Origin of the sequence: Chelativorans salis, assembly GCF_025336525.1 — a bacterium.
GTDB lineage: Bacteria > Pseudomonadota > Alphaproteobacteria > Rhizobiales > Rhizobiaceae > Chelativorans > Chelativorans salis.
This window is the reverse complement of the sequence record NZ_JAOCZP010000008.1, coordinates 47,076-66,576: the sequence shown is the minus strand read 5'-3', so window position 1 is coordinate 66,576 and position 19,501 is coordinate 47,076. Positions and strand designations below refer to the sequence as shown.

The window sequence follows — 19,501 nt, the reverse complement described above, 5'->3', positions numbered from 1 at the left end:
GATGTTCAAGTTCCTCCTGGTCGCCGTATGGGTCAGCGCCGCCACGCTTGGCGCCGTGTTCTATTCGTTCCAGACCTCGCAGGCGGCAAGGAACGCCACCCCTCCACCCCCCTTCTTCGGCGGGCTCGACTACGTGCGCACGCAGGTGATCTCGGTGCCCGTCGTCAAGAACGGGCAGGTGGACGGCTATTTCCTCGCCCGTCTCGTCTTCACTGCCGAGCCGGAGAAGTTGAAGGCATTGTCGCTGCCAGCCGACGTGCTTCTTGTCGACGAACTGTACAGCTATCTTTACGCCAATCCGCAAATAGACTTCACCGATCGCAACGGTGTTGACCTGGAGGCGCTGCGCAACGGCATACGGGACAGCATAAACGAGCGTACGGGTGAGAAGCTGGTCCACGAGGTGATGGTCGAGCAGGTCGATTACCTTTCCAAGGCCGAGATACGCGACAACGCCATCCGTCGCCGTATCGGACCAGCAGAATGACGGTTATGAAATAGTAAACGTCGTATTTAGGGCAGGACGGCACTCTTATCCATCCTATTCCGGTTATTGTTTTCGATCATATTTTTGAGGAGCGGGCTGTTTAGTCGGCTCGTTATATTTTTTGATGATCTATCGGGCGTGCTTTTTGCGCCGGCATATCCGTTGCGGTTCGTGCAATGCGTTGGCTCGCGGTCATTTCCCGGGCCTTTTCAGCCTCCTCTGCAACAAATGTCCGACGCCAGGCACGGCATTTTGGAGGTGTCATGACGTTCCCCGCAGCCCAATCCGGCAAGCCTTGCGAAGATAGCCGCTCCCACTCGGAGGCGCCGCTTGAGGCGGCCGACGACCAGGCCCAACTGCCCTGCATCACCTCGCTTCTCGACTTCAAGCTGCGCCGCGCCCAGCTTCTGGTCTTCCATGATTTCGCCACCACCCTGGCAAAGCTGAAGCTGCGCCCGGCGGAGTTTTCCGTCCTTGCCATGATCGCCAAATATCCCGGGCAGAAACAGACCACCATTGCCGAGGGACTGGGCATCAAGAGGGCGAACTTCGTCTTCCTGATGGACAGCATCGAGGCTCGCGGGCTGGCAGAGCGGCGCAAGGGTCGCGCCGACCGCCGCTCGCACTCCCTGTATCTCACCGAGGAAGGAAAGCGCTACGTCGAACGCATGACGGCGCTTTGGCATGAACACGAGAATCGCATGATCGACCGCCTCGGCGGCAGGGAGAACCTGGAGCGGCTGACCGATCTTCTGGACCGGCTGCTAGGCACTCCGGCCGGAGGCAGAGGTCCGATGCTGACCGATCCACATTGACGTAAACGTAATCCCGTTGCTATTCCCTCTGCGTCTCCCGCATCGGCCTCCCTTGCGGCGGGCGCAGGCAAGCGGGCCCTGCTTTCGACCAAGCGCCGCGACGAGGAGTAGCTATGGGAATGGATGAGATCGCCGGCAAGATGCAGGAGCGTGTGGCCGGCTCGGACTTCGCCAGCTCTGTGAAGTTCGACTGCGGCGCCGACGGCGCCATCGTGGTCGACGGAAAGACCGTCTCCCTGAGCGGCGCTGGTGCCGACTGCATCATCACGCTCGCCAAGGAAGATCTCGAGGCCATGATCGCCGGCGATCTGGATCCGACATCGGCCTTTATGCAGGGCAAACTCAAGGTCGACGGCGACATGACGGTCGCCATGCAGCTCGGCCAGCTGCTCTGAGTAGCTGGAGCAATTCCAAGGCGCGCGCTAAGCCGCGCGCGCCAACGCCTCCGACCGGCCATTCCGCCTCGCGGCCTTCAGCACTCCATGCGCCCCGTCAAGCGTCCCGCTGACAAGCTCCAACGCCAGAAAGCGCTCCCGCTCATAGGGGCCAGGCATGGAAAGTTCGCCGGTCTTTTCCGCCGAGAAGCCGAAACGCGCATAGTACGGCGCGTCACCGACCAGCAGGATTGCCGCGTGGCCACGCTGTCTTGCTTCGGCAATCGCATGGCGCATCAAAGCCGTGCCGACGCCCTCGCCCTTCATCTGCGGGTCGACCGCCAGCGGCCCGAGAAGCAAGGCAGGCTCACCCGCCTCGCCGAGCCGCACATCCCACAACCGTACGGTTCCCACGAGAGAACCGCCCGGACCGCGCGCGACATAGGCAAGCCCCTCGGCCGGCTGACGCCCGCGCCGCAGCTTCTCCGACGATTTGCGCTTGCGCTTCGGGCCCATCGCCCGGTCGAGCAGCGCCTCGCGCGCCGGAACGTCAGCGGGAGATTCGGGGGCGATCGCAAAAGCACAGCCACCATCGATCTCCCCCACGAGGGGGGAGATCGACCGGCCGTCCATGACAGCGCTCTCCGAGGTACAAGAAAAGACGTTCATTTCGAAAATCCCGCACTCGCAGGTCTCACACGCGACCCAGGGGCCGATGCTCAGATCACGTAGGCACGCAGCGGCTCGAAGCCGTTGAAGGCCACCGAGGCGTAGGTCGTCGTGTAGGCGCCCGTGCCCTCGATCAGCACCTCGTCACCGATGGTGAGCGAGATGGGCAGCGGATACGGCGTCTTCTCGTAGAGCACGTCGGCCGAATCGCAGGTAGGGCCGGCGAGCACGCACGGCGCCGTCTCACCGCCGTCATGCTTGGTGACGAGCGGATAGCGGATCGCCTCGTCCATGGTCTCGGCCAGACCGCCGAACTTGCCGATGTCGAGATAGACCCAGCGTACGTCGTCGTCTTCCGACTTCTTCGAGACCAGAACCACCTCAGACTTGATGACGCCGGCATTGCCTACCATCCCGCGACCGGGCTCGATGATGGTCTCCGGCAGACGGTTGCCGAAGTGCTTCCTGAGCGCGGTGAAGATCGCCTGTCCATAGGCCTGTGCCGCCGGCACGTCGCGCAGGTAGCGCGTCGGAAAGCCGCCGCCCATGTTGACCATCTTCAGGACAATGCCTTCCTCGGCCAGCGTCTGGAAAACGAAGCGGGCGTCGTCCAACGCACGGTCCCAGGCGGAAAGATCCGTCTGCTGCGAGCCGACGTGGAAGGAGACACCGTAGGGATCGAGGCCCAGAACCTTGGCGCTGCGCAGCACGTCCACCGCCATCGCCGGCACACAGCCGAACTTGCGCGACAGCGGCCACTCCGCGCCCGCCCCGTCAGTCAGCACGCGGCAGAAGACGCGGGCGCCCGGCGCCGCGCGGGCAACCTTCTCCACCTCTTCCACGCAGTCGACGGCGAACAGCCGGACACCGAGCTCGAAAGCCCGCGCCACATCGCGCTCCTTCTTGATGGTGTTGCCGAAGGAGATGCGGTCGGGCGTCGCGCCTGCGTCAAGCGCCATCTCGATCTCCGCCACGGAAGCCGTGTCGAAGGACGAGCCGAGATTCGCCAGAAGCTTCAGGATCTCCGGCGCGGGATTGGCCTTCACGGCGTAAAAGATCTTCGAATCCGGCAGGGCCTTCTCGAAGGCGCGATAGTTGTCGTGCACGACGTCGAGGTCGACGACGAGGCAGGGGCCGTCGGGGCGTCGGGTGGCGAGAAAGTCGAGGATGCGCTGCGTGGCCATCGGGGTCTCTCCATAGGCGGCCGCAGCCGCCTTCGATCAAAGCTCAAGCTCTGCGGACTTTTAGGGCCCGCGGTGGACAAAGGATGCGATGAACGGACCGATGGACCGGAGGGTGGAAAATCACCGGAAACCACGGTTGCGCTCGACGCATGACGATGAGCTTCCGCCTCGCGGCGAATGCTCTGCTTTGTCTGCCTCAGCTTTGGTATGGGAGACCCCAACCGCACTGCCGGCAATGAAGGTGTGCCTCTTCAGTAACCCCGGTTTTTGGACAACCGGCAGACACCAGAAAGGCCCGCACCGTCGTTGCTTCAAGATGTCCTCGATTTCGTGGTTGGCCGCGAAACCGACTGGAGGGGTTAGTTCCAGGTACCTTACCGACTTCCTCGCCATTTCGAGGTTCGGCGGACACCCACAGGCACGTGCGACTTTGGGCACGCGCGATATAATCTTCCCGCCTGTCACAATCAATGAAAAATCTGCCTGAGCTTGAAAAAAATCCACCGAGCGTCGATTGTCGGGTCCGAAATGCCATAAGGAGCGAAAATGACGGCGACACGGGACCCGCTGAACGCGTTTCTGGACTATCCTGAAACCCCCGTGCCGTCGGCCCCGGACGGCCCCCTCATGGGCCTCACTCTCGCCGTGAAGGACATCTACGACGTGGCCGGCTATCCAACCGGCGGAGGCAACCCGCAGAAGGAGGCCGAAAGCGGCAACGCCGAGGCCACGGCCCCCGCCATCCATGCGCTGCTCGATGCCGGCGCCCGCTTCGCCGGCAAGACGCAAACGGACGAGCTCACCTACTCGATGATCGGCATGAACGCCCATTTCCCCCCGCCGGTGAACCCGCGGGCGCGCGAAAGGGTCACCGGCGGCTCGTCCTCCGGCTCGGTGGCGGCGGTGGCAGGCGGGCTTGCCGACATAGCCGTCGGCTCCGACACCAACGGCTCCATCCGCGCCCCCGCCTCCTTCTGCGGGCTCATAGGCCTGCGCACCACCCATGGCCGCATATCGATGGAAGGCGCCATGCCGCTCGCCCCTTCCTTCGACACCTTCGGCTGGTTCGCCCGCGACGCCGCCGCCTATACGGCGGTGGGCGAGGTGCTTCTGGGCGAGGATACCCACGGCAGGACGCTCCGCCGCCCGGTGCGCATCGCCGAACTGGAAGCGCTCCTGTTCGGCGAGGCCGAACGCACGGCATACGGCGCCATGCTCGGTCGTGTCCTCGACCACTTCGAGCGCGAACCGGGTTTCCTGGCGCTGCCCGGCGCACCGGACGAACTCTTCGAGCGTTTCAAGGAAATCCAGGCGTACGAGGCCTGGGAAGTACATGCACCGTTCCTCAGGAAGAAAGATCGCGACCTCGGCCCCGGCGTGAAGGAGCGCTTCGCCTATGCCCGCTCCATCAGCACGGCGACGGTGGAGACAGCGCGCCAGCGCCAGTGCGACTTCCAGGCCGATTTCGCTGCCCTCATGGACCCGGACATGGTGGTGGTCATGCCGACCCAGCCATCCGCGCCGCCCTTGAAGATCGCCACCCAGCCCGAGCTCGAGACTTACCGCGCAAAGGCCCTGACGCTGACGTCGATCGCCGGCCTACTCGGCTGGCCGCAGATCACGATCCCCCTCGACGAAGTGCACGGTGCGCCCTTCGGCATATCCCTGCTCGGCCCCGCCGGCAGCGACCGCCAGCTCATCCGCCTGGCCACAAGCATTCTTTCCTAGACAGGAACCTCATGGACACACTCACCCGCATGCGCGCCTTCATCGACGTGGTCGAGGCGGAGGGCTTCTCCGCCGCCGCCCGCAAGGTTGGCCGCTCCAAGGCACTCCTGTCGAAATACGTGCGCGAGCTGGAGGACGAGCTGGGCGCGCTGCTCTTGAACCGCACCACGCGGCAGTTCTCGCTGACCGAGACCGGCCACACCTACTACCAGCGGGCGGTCGAAATCGTGCGTGAGATCGACACCCTTTCGGAGGCCGTCCGCGAGACCTCCGGCGACATCAAGGGCCGTATCAAGCTGTCGGCCTCACGCACCTTTGCCGACGCGCCGATCGGCCGCGCGCTGATCGATTTCGCCACCGCCCATCCCGACATCGTGCTCGACATCCAGCTCGACGACCGCTTCGTCGACCTCGTTGAAGAAGGCTTCGACCTCGCCATCCGCATCACCAGGCTCGACGATTCCTCGCTGATCGCCCGTCGGCTGGCACCCTTCTCCCTGCCGCTGTGCGCGGCACCCGCGCTCATTGAAAAGGTGGGACGGCCGGAACACCCCCGCGACCTCCAGCACCTTCCCTGCATCGTCGACACCAATGGCCGCTTCCGCCACAACTGGCCGTTCCGCGAGGCCGACGGCACGGTGTTCACCGTTCCCGTGTCGGCGCGCATCGAGGTCAATAGCCCACTCGCCGTGCGTTCGGCCGCGGTGGCCGGGCTCGGCTTCGCCTTCCAGCCCGACTTCATCGCCGCGCCGGAGATCGCGGCGGGTCGGCTCGTCACCGTCCTCGACGGTCACATTACCGACGGCGCTGGCATCTACGCCGTCTATCCCCACCGCCGCTACCTGCCGGCCAAAGTGCGTGCCCTGGTCGATTTCCTGGCCCAGTGGCTGAAGGAAAATTGCAGTGCTGAAGATCGTTGGTGATGTCCCATTTTCGCCGGCTTCGTGATAGATAACGCACCTCTCTCACGATACCGACGGGGACAACAGCGCATGCACTCTTGGAAGAGAATGGCAACGGCGATGGGGGCGGTCGCCGTTCTGTCTGCCGCGAGCGCTCCGGCACTGGCGCACCCCCACGTCTTCGCCGAGGCCCGGCTGGACATCACCGTCTCCGAGGACAGCAAGGTAGAGGCGTTGCGCCATGTCTGGCGCTTCGACGATCTCTTCTCCAGCACCGTGCTCGTCGAGTTCGACCAGAATCAGGACCTTGAGCTCGACGCCGATGAACTGAAGGAGGTCGCCAACGTCGTCCACGAATCGCTCGCCGAGTTCGACTATTTCCAGATCGTCACCGCCGATGGCCGCGACGTGGCCATGCAGCCGCCGGAAAAGCTCATCGCTGACTTCACCGATCAGCAGCTCATCATCCTGTTCGAATCGCGGCCAAAGGAGCCTCTGGAGCTTGAAGGCAAGTTGGATTTCGGCGTCTACGACCCGACTTTCTACACCGCGATCGACTTCACCGAGGACAGCTACATGGCGGTGGAGAACCTGCCGCAAGGCTGCAGCCGCGAGGTGATCCGCCCCGACCCGGACGAGGCCATCGCCCAGAACCAGCAGACGCTGACGGATGCCTTCTTTAACGAGCCGGGCGGCAACAACCTCAGCAAGATCTTCGCGACCAAGCTCGAGATCCAGTGCAGCGCCAATGGATAAAATGAGTGAAGATTGCGCCCGTTCGCGCCCCCCTTGGTCCTGCCGGACATCTCCCCCACGAGGGGGGAGATCAGCCGTCGCGGCGACTTTCGCCGATCGCCAGGGTTGCAGAATAGGTGCCGGAGCAAACGGCCAGCGCAATCTCCCCCCATGTGGGGGAAATGTCCGGCAGGACCAAGGGGGGCGTGAAGGGGCGCCGCTCTTATCCGGCTTTAGCAGTTGGACAAAACTCGCGCTCATTGCAGCGGCGACGCTGCTCATCCTCGTCCCCGCCGCCCATGCCCAAAGCTCGCTGGGCATCGGCACGGCCGAACCGTCGATGGCCCCCAGCGGTCCCCTGGCCGGCCTCCTGCAATGGGTCAACGTCCAGCAGCAGGCCTTTTACCGGGCGCTCACCGGGGCATTGAAGGCGATGCGCGAGGACGGCTCGCAGATCTGGATGCTCGTCGGCCTCTCCTTCGCCTACGGTGTCTTCCACGCCGCCGGCCCCGGCCACGGCAAGGCCGTTATCTCCTCCTACATGGTTGCCAACGAGGTGGCGCTGAAGCGCGGCGTCGTGCTCTCCTTCGCCGCCGCCGTTCTGCAGGCGGTCACGGCGATCGTCTTGATGGCGGCGGTCTTCCTGGCGCTGCGCGGCACCGCCGTCTCCATGACCGACGCAACATGGTTCCTCGAAAGCGCCAGCTTCGCCCTCATCGCCGCCTTCGGCGCCTGGCTCCTGTGGCGCAAGCTGCGCCAGCTCACGCGCAAGGAGCCGTCGCAGCCCATGCACAGCCTGTCCGCCGCCCATGCCGGAGATGTCCATCATCACCACCATGAGGACGGGAACCACCACCATCATCACGAGGACCACGATCACCACCATGCGCCGGGCGAGGTCTGCCCCACCTGCGGCCACGCCCACGCGCCCGACCCCACCCAGCTTGCCGGCGACCGCCTCGATTGGAAGACAGGCTGGTCCGCAGTAGCGGCGGTGGGCCTGCGGCCCTGCTCCGGCGCCTTGATCGTCCTCACCTTCTCCTTCCTCAACGCGCTCTGGCTGGGCGGCGTCGTCTCCGTCTTCGCCATGGCGCTCGGCACGGCCATCACCGTCTCCATCCTGGCCACCCTCGCCGTGACGGCCAAGAACTGGGCCGTGGCCATTGCCGGCGGCGGCACCTGGAGCGCCCGCATCCACACGGGCATCGAGATCGCCGGCGCCGCCCTGGTGCTGTTGCTGGGCCTCACATTGTTGGCAGCGAGCCTGGCGTAGAGCGCCGGCACATCCCACCGCTGCTCCTTCCACCCCGCTCAAGCCAGCGGCAGAAAGGCTGATTTCCTCACTTCCCCTTCCGCCTCTGGCTGCGCGCCCGCAGCCAGAAAATCAGAAAGAACCCGGCCACAAACAGGATCGCCACCCCCACCGCAGCGACGGTCGAGATGTCGCCGACGGCGATCATCACGTGCGGCAGGAAGAATGCGGCAAGGCCGAAACCGACAAGGATGACGGCCGCGGCAATGATGGCTTCGCGGTTCTCCTTCATGACGCCGCACTGCCCGTTTCAGGCTCCACCGCTCTCACCCCGTCGTCTCCCTGATCGTCTCGAGCCGCCTCGCCTGGCGCCCGTCGCCGTCGAAATTATCCGGCGCCAGCCAGGCTTCCAGGGCCGCCCGGACGGTCGGCCACTCATGGTCCAGCATGGCATACCACGCCGTATCCCGATTTTCGCCCTTGACCACCATGTGCTGGCGGAAAATTCCCTCGAAGCGGAAGCCGAAGCGCAGTGCAGCGCGCTTCGAGCCTTCGTTTCGGTCGTTGCATTTCCACTCGAACCGGCGATAGCCGAGATCATCGAAGATGTGGCGGGCAAAGAGATAAAACGCCTCCGTCGCCAGCCGCGTCCGGGCGACCGTGGGCCCCCAATAGATATTGCCGATCTCCGCCACGCCGTTGGCCGCGTCGATGCGCATGAACGCCTGCCGCCCGCCGATCTCGCCCGTGGCAAGGTTAATGACGGCAAAGAACAGCGGATCATGGCTGGCCGCCGCCTTCTCCAGCCACGGCTGGAAGGCTTCACGTTTCTCCGGCGGATAATCGCCCAACCAGCGGAAGCGCTCCTCCGAATCGGGAACACTGGAGGCAGCAAACAGGCCGTCACCATGGACGGCGGGATCAAGCGGCTCCAGCCGCACATAACGGCCGGCGAGCGGTGCGCGGCCGGGGACCGGCCGCGATGTCCAATGGGAGAGGTTCTGCACGGGAATTGCCTCGATTGACGTTTCGATCATAAAATTTCACAAAAGCGCTTCCAGCGCGACAGAACCAGACGGAACTCCCGATATGCTCCAAACAGTGCCCGCCTTCGACCGCATCGGCGAGGAGAACGCCTTCGCCGTTCTCGCGCGGGCGACCGAACTCGCCCACCAGGGCCGAGACATCGTCAATCTCGGCATCGGCCAGCCTGATTTCCACACGCCGGAGCACATCGTTGAGGCAGCGGTGAAGGCCCTGCGCGACGGCTACCACGGCTACACGCCGGCCACGGGCATCCTCCCCGCCCGCGAGGCGGTGGTGCGCCGCACCCTGGCGACCACCGGCATAGAGGTCTCGCCCGACAATGTGATGATTCTGCCCGGCGGCAAGCCCACAATGTACGCCGCCATCGTCATGTTCGGCGAGCCGGGTGCGGAAATCCTCTATCCCGATCCGGGCTTCCCCATCTACCGCTCGATGATCGAGTTCACCGGCGCCACACCCGTGCCGGTGCCGATCCGCGAGGAGAACGGCTTCGCCTTCTCCGCCGAGGAGACCTTGTCGCTCATTACGCCGAAGACCCGCCTCCTCATCCTCAATTCGCCCGCCAACCCGACCGGCGGCGTGACCCCGCGCGAAGAGATCGCAAAGCTGGCGAAGGGGCTCGAGGCGCATCCACACGTCGCCATCCTCTCCGACGAGATCTACGACGTCATGACCTACGACGCCGAAGCCGCCACCTCGCTCCTCACCTTCCCGGAAATCCGCGACCGCCTCATCGTCCTCAACGGCTGGTCGAAGACGTGGGCGATGACCGGCTGGCGCCTTGGCTGGTCCATCTGGCCGGACGATCTTTACGACAAGGTGCGCAAGCTCGCCGTCAACTGCTGGTCCTGCGTCAACGCGCCGGCGCAATATGCCGGCATCGCCGCCATCGACGGTCCGCAGGACGACGTGGACAAGATGATGCGCGCCTTCGACGCGCGGCGGCAGATCGTCGTCGAGGGGCTGAACAGCCTCGAAGGCATCACCTGCCTGACGCCGAAGGGCGCCTTCTACGCCTTCCCCAACATCGGTGCGACGGGTTGGAAGGCCAAAGCGCTGGCCTCCGCCCTCCTGGAGGAAGCTGGCGTGGCGCTCATCGGCGGCCCCGATTTCGGCATTCTCGGCGAGGGCTACATCCGGCTTTCCTACGCCAACTCGGAAGAAAACATCCTGCGCGCCATCGAACGCATGAGGGAATTTCTGGCAAGGTGAGTAAGCGCTGTTATTCCAGCGGAAAGAAGACCCGTATCGCCAGCACGCTGACGATCCCGACGATGATATTCATCGGCACGCCGATCTTCAGGAAATCGGAAAAGCGGTAGTCGCCGGCGCCGTAGACCAGCGTGTTTGTCTGATAGCCGATGGGAGTTGCGAAGCTTGCGCTGGCGCCGAACATCACGGCCACCACAAATGGGCGTGGGTCTGCACCCATTTGTGTGGCTAGGCTGATGACGATCGGCGTAAGCAGCACCGCCACCGCATTGTTCGTGACGATCTCCGTCAGAATCGAGGTAAGCAGATAGACCGCAAACAGCGCTACCAAGGGTGACAGGTCCGAAAGCACGGGCGCAACAGCTGTTACGACGATTTCGACGGCGCCGGCCTGTTGCAGCCCCTCGCCGACGATCAGCATCGCAAAGATGAGGATGAGGATGGAAGCCTCGATGGACCCCCAGGCCTCGTCGGCATCGATGCACCGCAGAAGCAGGATTGCCGAAACCGCCAGCAGGGCGAGAATGCCTATATCGGCGACATTGTAAGCCGCCAGAAGCACCACGGCGAAAAGTGCGAGCACCGCGATCGGCGCCTTGCCGCGTCGGAAGGCTCGACCCGAGGAACGGGAAACGGAGACGAGATCGGCCTCCTCCGCCAGCGCGTCGAAGCCGGTGGCCGGCCCTTCGAGCAGCAGCTTGTCCGCCGGCCTCAGGCGCACGTTCTCAAGGTCCGGGCCGGGGATGTGACGGTGACGGCTAGCGCCGAGCACGCGCACGCCGAAACGCCGGCCAAGCGTCAGATCGGCGATGCGGCTGCCGGCGCTGGTCCGGTGCGGCACCACAACCGCCTCTACAACCACCGTCTCGGTGTCCACGTCGGGCCCGCGCCTGAGCCCGACGCGCAGCCCTTCTTGCTCATTCAGTGTCAGAAGCTCGGACGTGGAGGCCATGACGATGAGTGAATCGCCCTTCTTCAGCGCGCGTTCCTTGATGTCTGACCGGATCACCTCGTTACCGCTCCTGAGCCCGATGATACGCAGACCAGGGCGCTGGAAAGCCGCGATCTCGCCGATCAGGCGGCGCGTGAAGCGCCCCTCCACCCGCACGGTGACTTCGCTGAAGAATTCAGTCTCGTCTGTCGTCTTGTCACCCGCTGTACCACGATCCGGTAGCAGGAAGCGGCCGAGCAGCAGCATCGTCGCCGTGCCGGCCGCCGCGGCGGCGATGCCGATGGGCGTTATCTCGAAAATCGAGAAGGGCTCCAGCCCGTCGCGCCGTGCCACGCCGTCCACCAGAAGATTGGTGGACGTGCCGATGAGCGTGCAGGTCCCACCGAGGATCGAGGCATAGGAAAGCGGAATAAGGAGACGCGTCGGCGCGACGTTGAGTGCCGCCGCCAGCCTCGTGACGATCGGGATCAGGATCAGCACTACGGGCGTGTTGTTCATGAAGGCGGAGGCGACGAGCGTGGCGACAATGAAGGCGAGTGCAGCCGGCACCGGGCTCTTCTGCGCACGGGCAACGATTGCCTCCGACATCGCGCCGAGCACGCCGGTCCTCACGAGGGCTCCCGTCAGCACGAACATGGCGGCGATGGTGATGGGCGCCGGGTTGGAGAAGACGGACATCACCCGATCCATGGGCACGAAGCCGAACAGAATGAACCCCGCCGCCCCGCCCATCGCCGTCACCTCCGGCGGATAGAGCTCGAGTACGAAGGAGATGAAGAGTAGCGCCAGCAGTGCAAGCGCCACATAGGCCTCGTAACCGGAGAGGAGAGCGTCCATGCGGTCGTCCGCTTGCGTGTCTGGCGCTGGCAGTCAACAGGTGCCGTCTTGCGCCGCCTGCATCGTACCAGCCACAATGAACCTTGGACAGAACCGAAAGGTTCCGGCAGAAAGCAGCGAAGGTCGGGGTAGGTGTAACAACGGAAGGGGCGGCACCAGGAGCGCCGCCCCTGTTCGAACCGTGCTTGGGAGGAGGAAAGCCGATCCGAAGACTTCAGCTTGCGCCCCGAACGTTAAGAAATGGTTAACTAAATCTTAACGCCCGCCACCTCACCGCGACACGATCTCCGGCCCCATAAGACTATAGGGCAGCCAGGTGGAAAGCCCCGGCGTGTAGGTGACCAGGATCAGGAACAGGAACAGCACCGCCACGAAGGGAAGTGCCGCCCGCACCACCTGGATCAGGCTCATCCCGGTTATGCCGGACGTGACGAACAGGTTGAGCCCGATCGGCGGCGTGATCATGCCGATCTCCATGTTCACCACCATGATGATGCCCAGATGCACCGGATCCACGCCCAGCTCCATGGCGATGGGGAAGACCACCGGCGCGACGATCAGGAGCAACCCCGAGGGCTCCATGAACTGCCCGCCAAGCAGGAGGAGCAGGTTGATGGCGATGAGGAAGGTGAACCAGGTGAAGCCGGCATCCACCATCACGCTGGTGATCGCCTGCGGGATGCGTTCGGCCGTCAGCACGTGGGCGAACAGGAGCGCGTTGACGATGATGAACATCAGCATCACCGTGGTGCGCGAGGCGTCCACCATCACCTTGTGCGTGTCGTCGTTGAAGAACGCGCGGAAGAAGTTGCGGCCCATCAGCGCGAGGTTGCGCCGCCAGACGGGCAGGCTGGCGGCGATGAAGGTGGGGATGTTGCGCGGGTTGGATTCCTCGTCGCGCCACACCGTGTATGCCACCATGACGCAGAGCGAAAGCACAAGTCCCACCAGCGTCCGGCCGCGCAGGCTCACCCATTCCCAATCGGCCGTCAGAAAGAAGGTGAGGATCATCCACACGAAGAAGAAAGCGACGGCATAGACGGTCGCCGAGAAGCCGGTGCGCGCGCGCTTGTGATCGTCGTCCCTCACCCACGGAACACCCTTCATCGGCCCCATGTCGCGGTAGACGAAAAGCGCCACCGCAAAGGCGTAGACCGCAGCCACGGCGGCGGCTTCCGTCGGCGTGAAGACGCCGCCATAGATGCCGCCCAGGATGATGATGATGAGGAACAGCCCCCACCCCGCCTGCTTGCCGCCCTCGACGATCTCGTGGATGCCCTTCCACTTTTCCGCCGGCAGGTTCTTGACCCGGGCCATGATATAGATGGCGATCATCAGCATGAGCCCGGCCACCAGGCCCGGCACGACGCCGGCAAGGAACATGCGGCCCACGGAAACGTCCGTCGCCGCCGAATAGACCACCATGACGATCGACGGCGGGATGAGTATGCCCAGCGTGCCGGCATTGGCGACGATGCCGGCCGCGAAATCCTTCGTGTAGCCGACCTGCCGCATACCGGCGATGGCGATGGTGCCGATGGCGACCACCGTCGCCGGCGAGGAGCCGGAAAGCGCCGCAAACATCATGCAGGCAAGCACCGACGCCATCGCCAGCCCACCCCGGAAATGGCCGACCGAGGCGATAGCGAAGCGGATAATGCGCCGCGCCACGCCGCCGGTCGACATGAAGGCGGAGGCAAGAATGAAGAAGGGAATGGCAAGCAGCGTGTAGTTCTGCGAGGCAGTGAAAAGCTGCAGCGCCACCGACGAAACGGAATCGCTCGAGAAGAATGCGATGACGATCAGCGACGACAGCCCGAGCGACACCGCCACGGGTACACCGAGGAAAAGCAGCGTCAGGACGAGGATGAAGAGGATCAGCGGTTCCATCGCTCAGTCCCTCACCACGCCGCGGTTTTCGCTGACCAGTTCCTCGGCCTCGTGTCCGGCAATGATGAGGTCGCGCTCGCCAGTGGCAATGGCGACGACACCCTCCAGCGCCCGAAACGCGAGCAGCGCCAGCCCCACCGGCAGCATGAGATAGGCCACCCACCGCTGCACCCGCTCCTGCAAGCCGAACGTCTCCTGCATCCATAGGGGATAGCGCAGGTCGTCGAGCCCCGTGCCCCGATCGAACATGAAGGTCCAGTAGCCGATGGCGCCCGTCTGGCGCCAGTTGGTCGAAACGTCCGCCCCCACCAAGGCAAGCCAGCCCGCGTAAAGCAGGATGAAGGCATAGAGGAACGTGCAGACGGCACCGAAAATGGCGGCTGCCCGGAACAGCGGCTTCGGCATCAGCCGTACGAAGGCGTCGACGCCAAGATGGATGCCGCGCTTCACGCCGTAGCTCATGCCGAACAGGATCATCCAGGCAAAGAGGATGCGCGTGAACTCCAGCGCCCCGCCCCAGCCCCGGTTGAAGCCGTAGCGGGCAACCACCTGCGTAAAGGAAACGAAGGTGATGAGGGCAAGAAGAACGGAAAGGACGTTTTCCTCAAGACGCCCGACCGCGGCCGGATAACGCCTTTCAGTGAAGAACAGAACGCCCACCAGTACGACAAGCGCGAGCGAAGGCCATAGCAATGTCATCGGAGCCTCCCGAGCGGAAATCGCCGCGCTGTTCCCCAGGCTCATGCCTTATCGTTTTTTGCGCGGATGCTTGATGCGCACCCGCCGGAGCGGGTGCGCCGTTGACTTGATCAGGAACCGTTCGAAGCGGCGGCATTGATGAGGTCGGCGCCGATGTCGCCCTCGAACTGCTCCCAGACGGGTTTCATCGTCGACACCCATTCCTCGCGCTGCTCGGGGGTAAGCTCGCGGATTTCCCCGCCGGCGTCGAGGATGTTCTGGCGGCAGGCGGCTTCCTTGTCGGCGACGTCCGCGTTGGCCTCCTGCGTCACCGCGTCGGTGATCGACAGGAACTGGTCGCGCACTTCCGGCTCAAGGCCTTCGAGCCATTCCGTCGAAGTCACCAGCAGGTAGGCCAGAAGCTGGTGGTTGGTCTCGGTGATGCCGTCCTGCACTTCGAAGAATTTCTGGGTGTAGATGTTGCACCAGGAGTTTTCCTGGCCGTCCACGACACCGGTCTGCAGCGCGCCGTAGACCTCGTTGAAGGCCAGCTTCTGGGCCGACGCGCCCATCGCCTCGATCATGGCCACCGCCACGTCGGAGGTCTGCACGCGGAATTTCAGGCCGCTGGCGTCGTTCGGCTCGACGAGCGGCTTGCCCGCCGAGAACTGCTTGAGGCCCGACGACCAGTAGCCAAGGCCGGTGTAGCCCTCGTCCTCGGTCGCCTTGAGCAGTTCCTTGCCCGCGTCGGAAGTGGTGAAATCGTTCACCGCGTCGAGCGTGGGGAACAGGAAAGGCAGATCGAACAGCCGGTACTTGAGCGTGTAGGCCTCGAACTTGGCGAGCGAGGGCGCGGCAAGCTGCACATCGCCAAGAAGCAGCGCCTCCATCACCTTGTCGTCGTCGTAGAGCGTCGAGTTCGGGTAGACCTCCATGCAGGCCGTGCCGTTCATCTCCTCGTTCACGCGCTCGGCCAGCAATGTGGCGGCGTCACCCTTCGGGTGGCCCTTCGCGGCAACCACGTGGCTGAACTTGATGACCATCTCGCCATCGTCGCACTGGGCATAGGCGTTGGATGCCAGCGTCGTCAGCGCAAGAGCGGATAGCGCTCCGATAAGCATTTTCATGGCTCTACTCCTCCTCAATCGTCTTTTCGTCGTTGTTCCCTGAGCATGCAGCCAAGGAATACCCCATAGGTCGGAGAATGCATAGTTAAACGAGGCGCCTTTCACAAGCGCTACCATATTCCAGCGCGGCTCCACCCACAGCCCGATTGACCTACTCCACCGCTTCATCCGGCCGCATCAGGCGGGCCCGCTCCACCGAGACCGCCTTGACCAGCGCCACGACCCGCTGCCCGACGGCAAGGCCGAGCGCTTCGGCGGACTTTGCGGTAATGCGCGAAACGAGCCTCTTTTCGCCAAGTGCGAGGAGGATTTCAGCGGCAGAGCCCTTCACCGTCACGCGCTCGATGGTGCACGAAAGCTGATTGCGGATGGAAAGCCCCTCATGCGGCCTGGTTGCGATGGCGACATCCGAGGCCCGCACTCTGAGCCGCACGCGGGCGCCCATCGGCAGGCCGGGCGCCGACAGTTCCACCGTGGCGCCGCCGATATCCACCGTCGCCGTCTCGTAATGCGGGTCGACGCCCGTCACCCGCCCCTCCAGGAGCACGGCAGTCTCCCCGCCCTCTTCTCCGCCGAGGATTTCGGCAGGCGAGCCCACCGCGCGCACGCGCCCCGCCTCCACCGCCACCACCTTGTCGGCAAGCCGTGCCACCTCTTCCGTCTCATGGCTGACATAGAGCACGGGGATGCACGTCTCGTTGGCGACCGCCTCCAGATAGGGCAGGATTTCCGCCCTCCTCTGCCGGTCGAGCGAGGAAAGCGGCTCGTCCATCAGGAGGATGCGCGGATCGGCGAGAAGCGCGCGGCCGATGGCAACGCGCTGCCGCTCGCCGCCCGAAAGCGTGCCGGGCAGGCGGTCGAGATGGTCTTCGAGCCCCAGCAGCGCCACCACCTCTGGCAAGGGCCTTCCCACCGCCCGCCGGCCAGCCCAGCGTGCATAGGTAAGGTTCCGCCGCACCGAAAGATGCGGAAACAGCCGATCTTCCTGGAAGACGAAGCCGATGCCCCGTGCACGCACCGGCAGGTCTATGCCGGCCGCCGCGTCGAAGAGCACGCGCCCGTCCGACACGATGCGCCCCTCATCGGGCCGCGCCGTGCCGGCGATCATCTTCAGGATCGTGCTCTTGCCCGCCCCCGAGCGGCCGAACAGCGCGGTCACGCCCGGTGCGGCGGTAAAACGCGCCGAAACCGCGAAGCTGCCGGCCTTGCCGGCGATATCGACCTCAAGCCCGCCCATCGCCACCCCTCCGGATGAGCCGCCCCGCCCACTCCGACAAAAGCACCGCGCCGAGCGCCAACAGGATGGAGACGACGATGAGACGCAGCGCCGCGGCATCTCCGGTGGGGCTCTGCAGCAGGGAGTAGATCGCCAGCGAGAGCGTCTGCGTCTGGCCGGGAATGTTGGAGACGAAGGTGATGGTGGCGCCGAACTCGCCCAGCGCCTTGGCAAAGCCCAGGACGGCGCCGGCCAGCAGCCCCGGCAAAGCCAGCGGCAAAGTCACCGTCAGGAAGACGATGATGCGCCGAGCCCCCAGCGTCGCCGCCGCCTCCTCGAGCCCCCGATCCACCGCCTCCAGCGACAAGCGGATAGGCCGCACGAGCAGCGGAAAGGCCATGACGCCGGCGGCAAGCGCGGCCCCTGTCCAGCGGAAGGCGAAGGTGAGGCCGAAGACGGCCTCCATCAGCCGGCCGAGCGGACCTTGCGTGCCGAAGAGAAGAAGCAGCCCGTAACCGGTGGCGACAGGCGGCAGCACAAGCGGCAGGGTGACGATCGCCTGCAAAAGCCCCTTTCCCACGAAGCACCGGCGCGCCAGCAGCCACGCCACGGCAAAGGCCAGTGGAAGCGCGAACAAGGTGGCCGCCAGCGCCACCTTGGCCGACAACAGGATGATTGCCGCTTCCGTCTCCGTCATCGCCCACCCGTCCGGTTTTCAGGACCGTCCGCCCCCATCGTGGCCGGGCGCGCAAACCCCAAGTCGCGAAAGATGGCCTGCCCCGTATCGCCCGCCAGGAAATCGAGAAAGGCTTCTGCCCCCGGCTTCGCCTTCGCCGTCGCGGCGGCGGGATAGAGAATGGGCGGATGGCTCTCGGGCGGGAAGGTATAGCGGGGGGAAAGCCCAACCGCCTGCGCATCCGATACGTAGACGATCGCCGCCGCCGCCTCGCCGCGCCGGGCAAGCTCCAGCGCCACGCGCACGTTCTCGGCAAACACCGCCCTCTCCCGCACCGTCTCCCACAGGCCGAGATGCGACAGCGCGGCCCGCGCATAGCGCCCCGCCGGCACGTGGCTCGGATCGCCCATGGCAACGCGCCCATGAGCAAGAATATCAGCCACCCCGCCATCCGCCGCCGCGGACGAAACGATAACAAGCGCGTTCCCCGCCACCGTCTTTACACTCGCCTCCCGCACAAGCCCGCGCTCGGCGAGCCAGTCCATCCACTCGACATCGGCCGAGACATAGACATCCGCCGGCGCCCCCGCCTCGATCTGCCGCGCCAGCACGGAGCTCGCGGCAAGCGAAACGACAGCCTCCACACCGCTTTCCGCCGTAAAAGCGGGGACCACGCGGTCCATCGCGTCCTTCATGCTGGCGGCAGCAAAAATGGTAAGACGCTCCGAAGCCCCCACCGCATACGGAAGAAAGCCGGCAAGCGCCACAAGAACGGCGGCAACAATCTTGATCAAACACATCCTCCAGGGCCGGCGGCGCGCTCTGCGCCCCACAAGCAGGACGTGATGGTGGACAGACCCGGCATCCGCGCCCCGGATGCCGCCATATCCTTCACACACAGGCAGCCAATCACCGCCGCCCACACCCTCTCGGCACCCCAAGCTTATGCCGCGCACCCCGCCATTTGGCAAGGAAGGGCGCGTGGGGAAGAGCTGCGCAGCCCTTCCGGCTGCGGATTTGGCTGCTGGATAAGTTGGTGCCGATACCCGTTCCGGAACGCGGAAAAGTCACGGCATGGTTCCTCGGGTCAAGCCCGGGGATGACGATGGTAGGAAGGGCGGCGTAAATCGCCGAGGTTTGCGATTAGCCGCAACCTCAACACAACTCGTCATCCTCGGGCTTGAGCCGAGGATCCATGCCTGAACAGCGATCACGGGCACCAACTGGACCAACGATGTGATCCAAAGCGGGGATAAATTTCGCCCCTCGTTCCCGCCAACCCATTGATCCCCCACAACCTGCAAACTTTTCTCGCAGGAAAATCCGCCCCCCTGCCCAAGCCGCCCCTATCATAGCCCCATCGCCCTCGCGGGAACCGGGTCCGGACCGGGGATCAGGGAGGGCGGCGGAAACCTCCCCCTTCGGGCTCGGTGCCCGGAGGCCTGAGGGCCCGCGACAGGCCGGCGGTGCCGGGAGCGCTGGGTGACAGCCTGCGTTGCCGGCATTGCGGAGAAGCCGCCAAGCTTCCCGTCCGGCCCGGCAAAGCCCCAATCGGGTGCAGCCGGGAAGGGCGGGGGCCGGGTGACCGGCCGACCGTCGGGACAGACTCCGGCGGGGCGCGTTGGACGCGCCTTAAAAAACAAATTGAGTGGCTCGGACAACGCGCCCCGCTTCCCACGTTCTTTGACATAGCCCGGCTTCGGCAGAAGCGCGGTAACGG

Annotated in this window: 19 protein-coding genes; 8 read left to right on the top strand and 11 right to left on the bottom strand. The window is 64.8% G+C overall.

All coding sequences use genetic code 11. The annotated features are described in order from the left end of the window. Window position 1 precedes the first annotated feature (1 nt). The 3 genes from N5A92_RS21255 (at window position 2) to N5A92_RS21245 (ending at window position 1,697) form a co-directional block, all read left to right on the top strand. Entirely contained in the window at window positions 2-487 is a 486-nt protein-coding gene (locus tag N5A92_RS21255; RefSeq protein WP_260906117.1) for a hypothetical protein, read from the top strand. 263 nt (window positions 488-750) lie between these two features. Continuing rightward, the gene (locus tag N5A92_RS21250) at window positions 751-1,302 is read left to right on the top strand and encodes a MarR family winged helix-turn-helix transcriptional regulator (RefSeq protein ID WP_260906116.1); all 552 of its coding nucleotides are present in this window, start codon (window positions 751-753) and stop codon (window positions 1,300-1,302) included. A 113-nt stretch (window positions 1,303-1,415) separates the two neighbouring features. Beyond that, window positions 1,416-1,697, top strand: a complete 282-nt coding sequence (locus N5A92_RS21245) for an SCP2 sterol-binding domain-containing protein (protein WP_260906115.1) — start codon at window positions 1,416-1,418, stop codon at window positions 1,695-1,697. Window positions 1,698-1,724: 27 nt separating this feature from the next. On the opposite strand, the gene N5A92_RS21240 is transcribed toward N5A92_RS21245, so the two are convergent. Together N5A92_RS21240 and odc2 are read right to left on the bottom strand one after the other, a co-directional pair. Then, window positions 1,725-2,309 carry a GNAT family N-acetyltransferase gene (locus N5A92_RS21240; protein ID WP_260906114.1) on the bottom strand — a complete coding sequence of 195 codons (585 nt, stop codon included), beginning with the start codon at window positions 2,307-2,309 and terminating at the stop codon, window positions 1,725-1,727. Window positions 2,310-2,395: 86 nt separating this feature from the next. Next, window positions 2,396-3,529: an ornithine/lysine decarboxylase gene (gene odc2, locus N5A92_RS21235; RefSeq protein WP_260906112.1), complete on the bottom strand. Its 1,134-nt coding sequence runs from the start codon at window positions 3,527-3,529 to the stop codon at window positions 2,396-2,398. A gap of 546 nt (window positions 3,530-4,075) precedes the next feature. On the opposite strand from odc2, the gene N5A92_RS21230 reads away from it, so the two are divergent. From N5A92_RS21230 to N5A92_RS21215, 4 genes are all read left to right on the top strand, one after another. After that, window positions 4,076-5,257, top strand: coding sequence for an amidase (locus N5A92_RS21230; RefSeq protein WP_260906110.1), 1,182 nt, complete (start codon window positions 4,076-4,078; stop codon window positions 5,255-5,257). 11 nt (window positions 5,258-5,268) lie between these two features. Beyond that, window positions 5,269-6,180 carry a LysR family transcriptional regulator gene (locus N5A92_RS21225; RefSeq protein ID WP_260906108.1) on the top strand — a complete coding sequence of 304 codons (912 nt, stop codon included), beginning with the start codon at window positions 5,269-5,271 and terminating at the stop codon, window positions 6,178-6,180. Between the two features lie 69 nt (window positions 6,181-6,249). Further along, a complete protein-coding gene (locus N5A92_RS21220; RefSeq protein WP_425248625.1) occupies window positions 6,250-6,915 on the top strand; it encodes a DUF1007 family protein in 666 nt (221 codons plus the stop codon). Between the two features lie 319 nt (window positions 6,916-7,234). Next, window positions 7,235-8,167: a nickel/cobalt transporter gene (locus tag N5A92_RS21215; protein WP_260906105.1), complete on the top strand. Its 933-nt coding sequence runs from the start codon at window positions 7,235-7,237 to the stop codon at window positions 8,165-8,167. A gap of 67 nt (window positions 8,168-8,234) precedes the next feature. Here the strand turns inward: N5A92_RS21215 and N5A92_RS21210 are convergent, their stop codons facing one another. Beyond that, complete coding sequence (locus N5A92_RS21210; protein ID WP_260906104.1) at window positions 8,235-8,438, bottom strand: hypothetical protein; 204 nt, start codon at window positions 8,436-8,438, stop codon at window positions 8,235-8,237. A gap of 34 nt (window positions 8,439-8,472) precedes the next feature. Next, entirely contained in the window at window positions 8,473-9,183 is a 711-nt protein-coding gene (locus N5A92_RS21205) for a GNAT family N-acetyltransferase (RefSeq protein WP_260906103.1), read from the bottom strand. Window positions 9,184-9,235: 52 nt separating this feature from the next. On the opposite strand from N5A92_RS21205, the gene N5A92_RS21200 reads away from it, so the two are divergent. Beyond that, the gene (locus N5A92_RS21200; RefSeq protein ID WP_260906102.1) at window positions 9,236-10,405 is read left to right on the top strand and encodes a pyridoxal phosphate-dependent aminotransferase; all 1,170 of its coding nucleotides are present in this window, start codon (window positions 9,236-9,238) and stop codon (window positions 10,403-10,405) included. Window positions 10,406-10,415: 10 nt separating this feature from the next. Here N5A92_RS21200 and N5A92_RS21195 read toward each other — a convergent pair whose 3' ends face one another. The 7 genes from N5A92_RS21195 to modA all read right to left on the bottom strand — a co-directional run bounded on the left by N5A92_RS21195 (window position 10,416) and on the right by modA (window position 18,575). Further along, window positions 10,416-12,194, bottom strand: a complete 1,779-nt coding sequence (locus tag N5A92_RS21195; protein ID WP_260906101.1) for an SLC13 family permease — start codon at window positions 12,192-12,194, stop codon at window positions 10,416-10,418. A gap of 270 nt (window positions 12,195-12,464) precedes the next feature. Next, entirely contained in the window at window positions 12,465-14,084 is a 1,620-nt protein-coding gene (locus N5A92_RS21190) for a TRAP transporter large permease (protein ID WP_260906100.1), read from the bottom strand. Window positions 14,085-14,087: 3 nt separating this feature from the next. Next, complete coding sequence (locus N5A92_RS21185; protein ID WP_260906099.1) at window positions 14,088-14,783, bottom strand: TRAP transporter small permease; 696 nt, start codon at window positions 14,781-14,783, stop codon at window positions 14,088-14,090. Window positions 14,784-14,893: 110 nt separating this feature from the next. Beyond that, window positions 14,894-15,889 (bottom strand): DctP family TRAP transporter solute-binding subunit, encoded by a 996-nt coding sequence (locus N5A92_RS21180; RefSeq protein WP_260906098.1) that lies wholly within the window; start codon window positions 15,887-15,889, stop codon window positions 14,894-14,896. Between the two features lie 151 nt (window positions 15,890-16,040). Beyond that, window positions 16,041-17,126, bottom strand: a complete 1,086-nt coding sequence (gene modC / locus N5A92_RS21175) for a molybdenum ABC transporter ATP-binding protein (protein WP_260906096.1) — start codon at window positions 17,124-17,126, stop codon at window positions 16,041-16,043. After that, window positions 17,113-17,802: a molybdate ABC transporter permease subunit gene (modB, locus tag N5A92_RS21170; RefSeq protein ID WP_260906094.1), complete on the bottom strand. Its 690-nt coding sequence runs from the start codon at window positions 17,800-17,802 to the stop codon at window positions 17,113-17,115. Before modB ends, modC begins: the two co-directional genes overlap by 14 nt. Then, window positions 17,799-18,575 (bottom strand): molybdate ABC transporter substrate-binding protein, encoded by a 777-nt coding sequence (gene modA, locus N5A92_RS21165; RefSeq protein ID WP_260906092.1) that lies wholly within the window; start codon window positions 18,573-18,575, stop codon window positions 17,799-17,801. The genes modB and modA overlap by 4 nt, the downstream gene beginning before the upstream one ends. Window positions 18,576-19,501: the final 926 nt, after the last annotated feature.

Coding starts and splice junctions, on each gene's coding strand:
- N5A92_RS21225 (WP_260906108.1), top strand. CDS start 5,269: ATGGACACACTCACCCGCATGCGCGCCTTCATCGACGTGGTCGAGGCG.
- N5A92_RS21185 (WP_260906099.1), bottom strand. CDS start 14,783: ATGACATTGCTATGGCCTTCGCTCGCGCTTGTCGTACTGGTGGGCGTT.
- N5A92_RS21245 (WP_260906115.1), top strand. CDS start 1,416: ATGGGAATGGATGAGATCGCCGGCAAGATGCAGGAGCGTGTGGCCGGC.
- N5A92_RS21240 (WP_260906114.1), bottom strand. CDS start 2,309: ATGGACGGCCGGTCGATCTCCCCCCTCGTGGGGGAGATCGATGGTGGC.
- N5A92_RS21220 (WP_425248625.1), top strand. CDS start 6,250: ATGCACTCTTGGAAGAGAATGGCAACGGCGATGGGGGCGGTCGCCGTT.
- N5A92_RS21230 (WP_260906110.1), top strand. CDS start 4,076: ATGACGGCGACACGGGACCCGCTGAACGCGTTTCTGGACTATCCTGAA.
- odc2 (WP_260906112.1), bottom strand. CDS start 3,529: ATGGCCACGCAGCGCATCCTCGACTTTCTCGCCACCCGACGCCCCGAC.
- N5A92_RS21190 (WP_260906100.1), bottom strand. CDS start 14,084: ATGGAACCGCTGATCCTCTTCATCCTCGTCCTGACGCTGCTTTTCCTC.
- N5A92_RS21250 (WP_260906116.1), top strand. CDS start 751: ATGACGTTCCCCGCAGCCCAATCCGGCAAGCCTTGCGAAGATAGCCGC.
- N5A92_RS21210 (WP_260906104.1), bottom strand. CDS start 8,438: ATGAAGGAGAACCGCGAAGCCATCATTGCCGCGGCCGTCATCCTTGTC.
- N5A92_RS21205 (WP_260906103.1), bottom strand. CDS start 9,183: ATGATCGAAACGTCAATCGAGGCAATTCCCGTGCAGAACCTCTCCCAT.
- modC (WP_260906096.1), bottom strand. CDS start 17,126: ATGGGCGGGCTTGAGGTCGATATCGCCGGCAAGGCCGGCAGCTTCGCG.
- N5A92_RS21180 (WP_260906098.1), bottom strand. CDS start 15,889: ATGAAAATGCTTATCGGAGCGCTATCCGCTCTTGCGCTGACGACGCTG.
- modB (WP_260906094.1), bottom strand. CDS start 17,802: ATGACGGAGACGGAAGCGGCAATCATCCTGTTGTCGGCCAAGGTGGCG.
- N5A92_RS21200 (WP_260906102.1), top strand. CDS start 9,236: ATGCTCCAAACAGTGCCCGCCTTCGACCGCATCGGCGAGGAGAACGCC.
- N5A92_RS21255 (WP_260906117.1), top strand. CDS start 2: ATGTTCAAGTTCCTCCTGGTCGCCGTATGGGTCAGCGCCGCCACGCTT.
- N5A92_RS21195 (WP_260906101.1), bottom strand. CDS start 12,194: ATGGACGCTCTCCTCTCCGGTTACGAGGCCTATGTGGCGCTTGCACTG.
- N5A92_RS21215 (WP_260906105.1), top strand. CDS start 7,235: ATGGCCCCCAGCGGTCCCCTGGCCGGCCTCCTGCAATGGGTCAACGTC.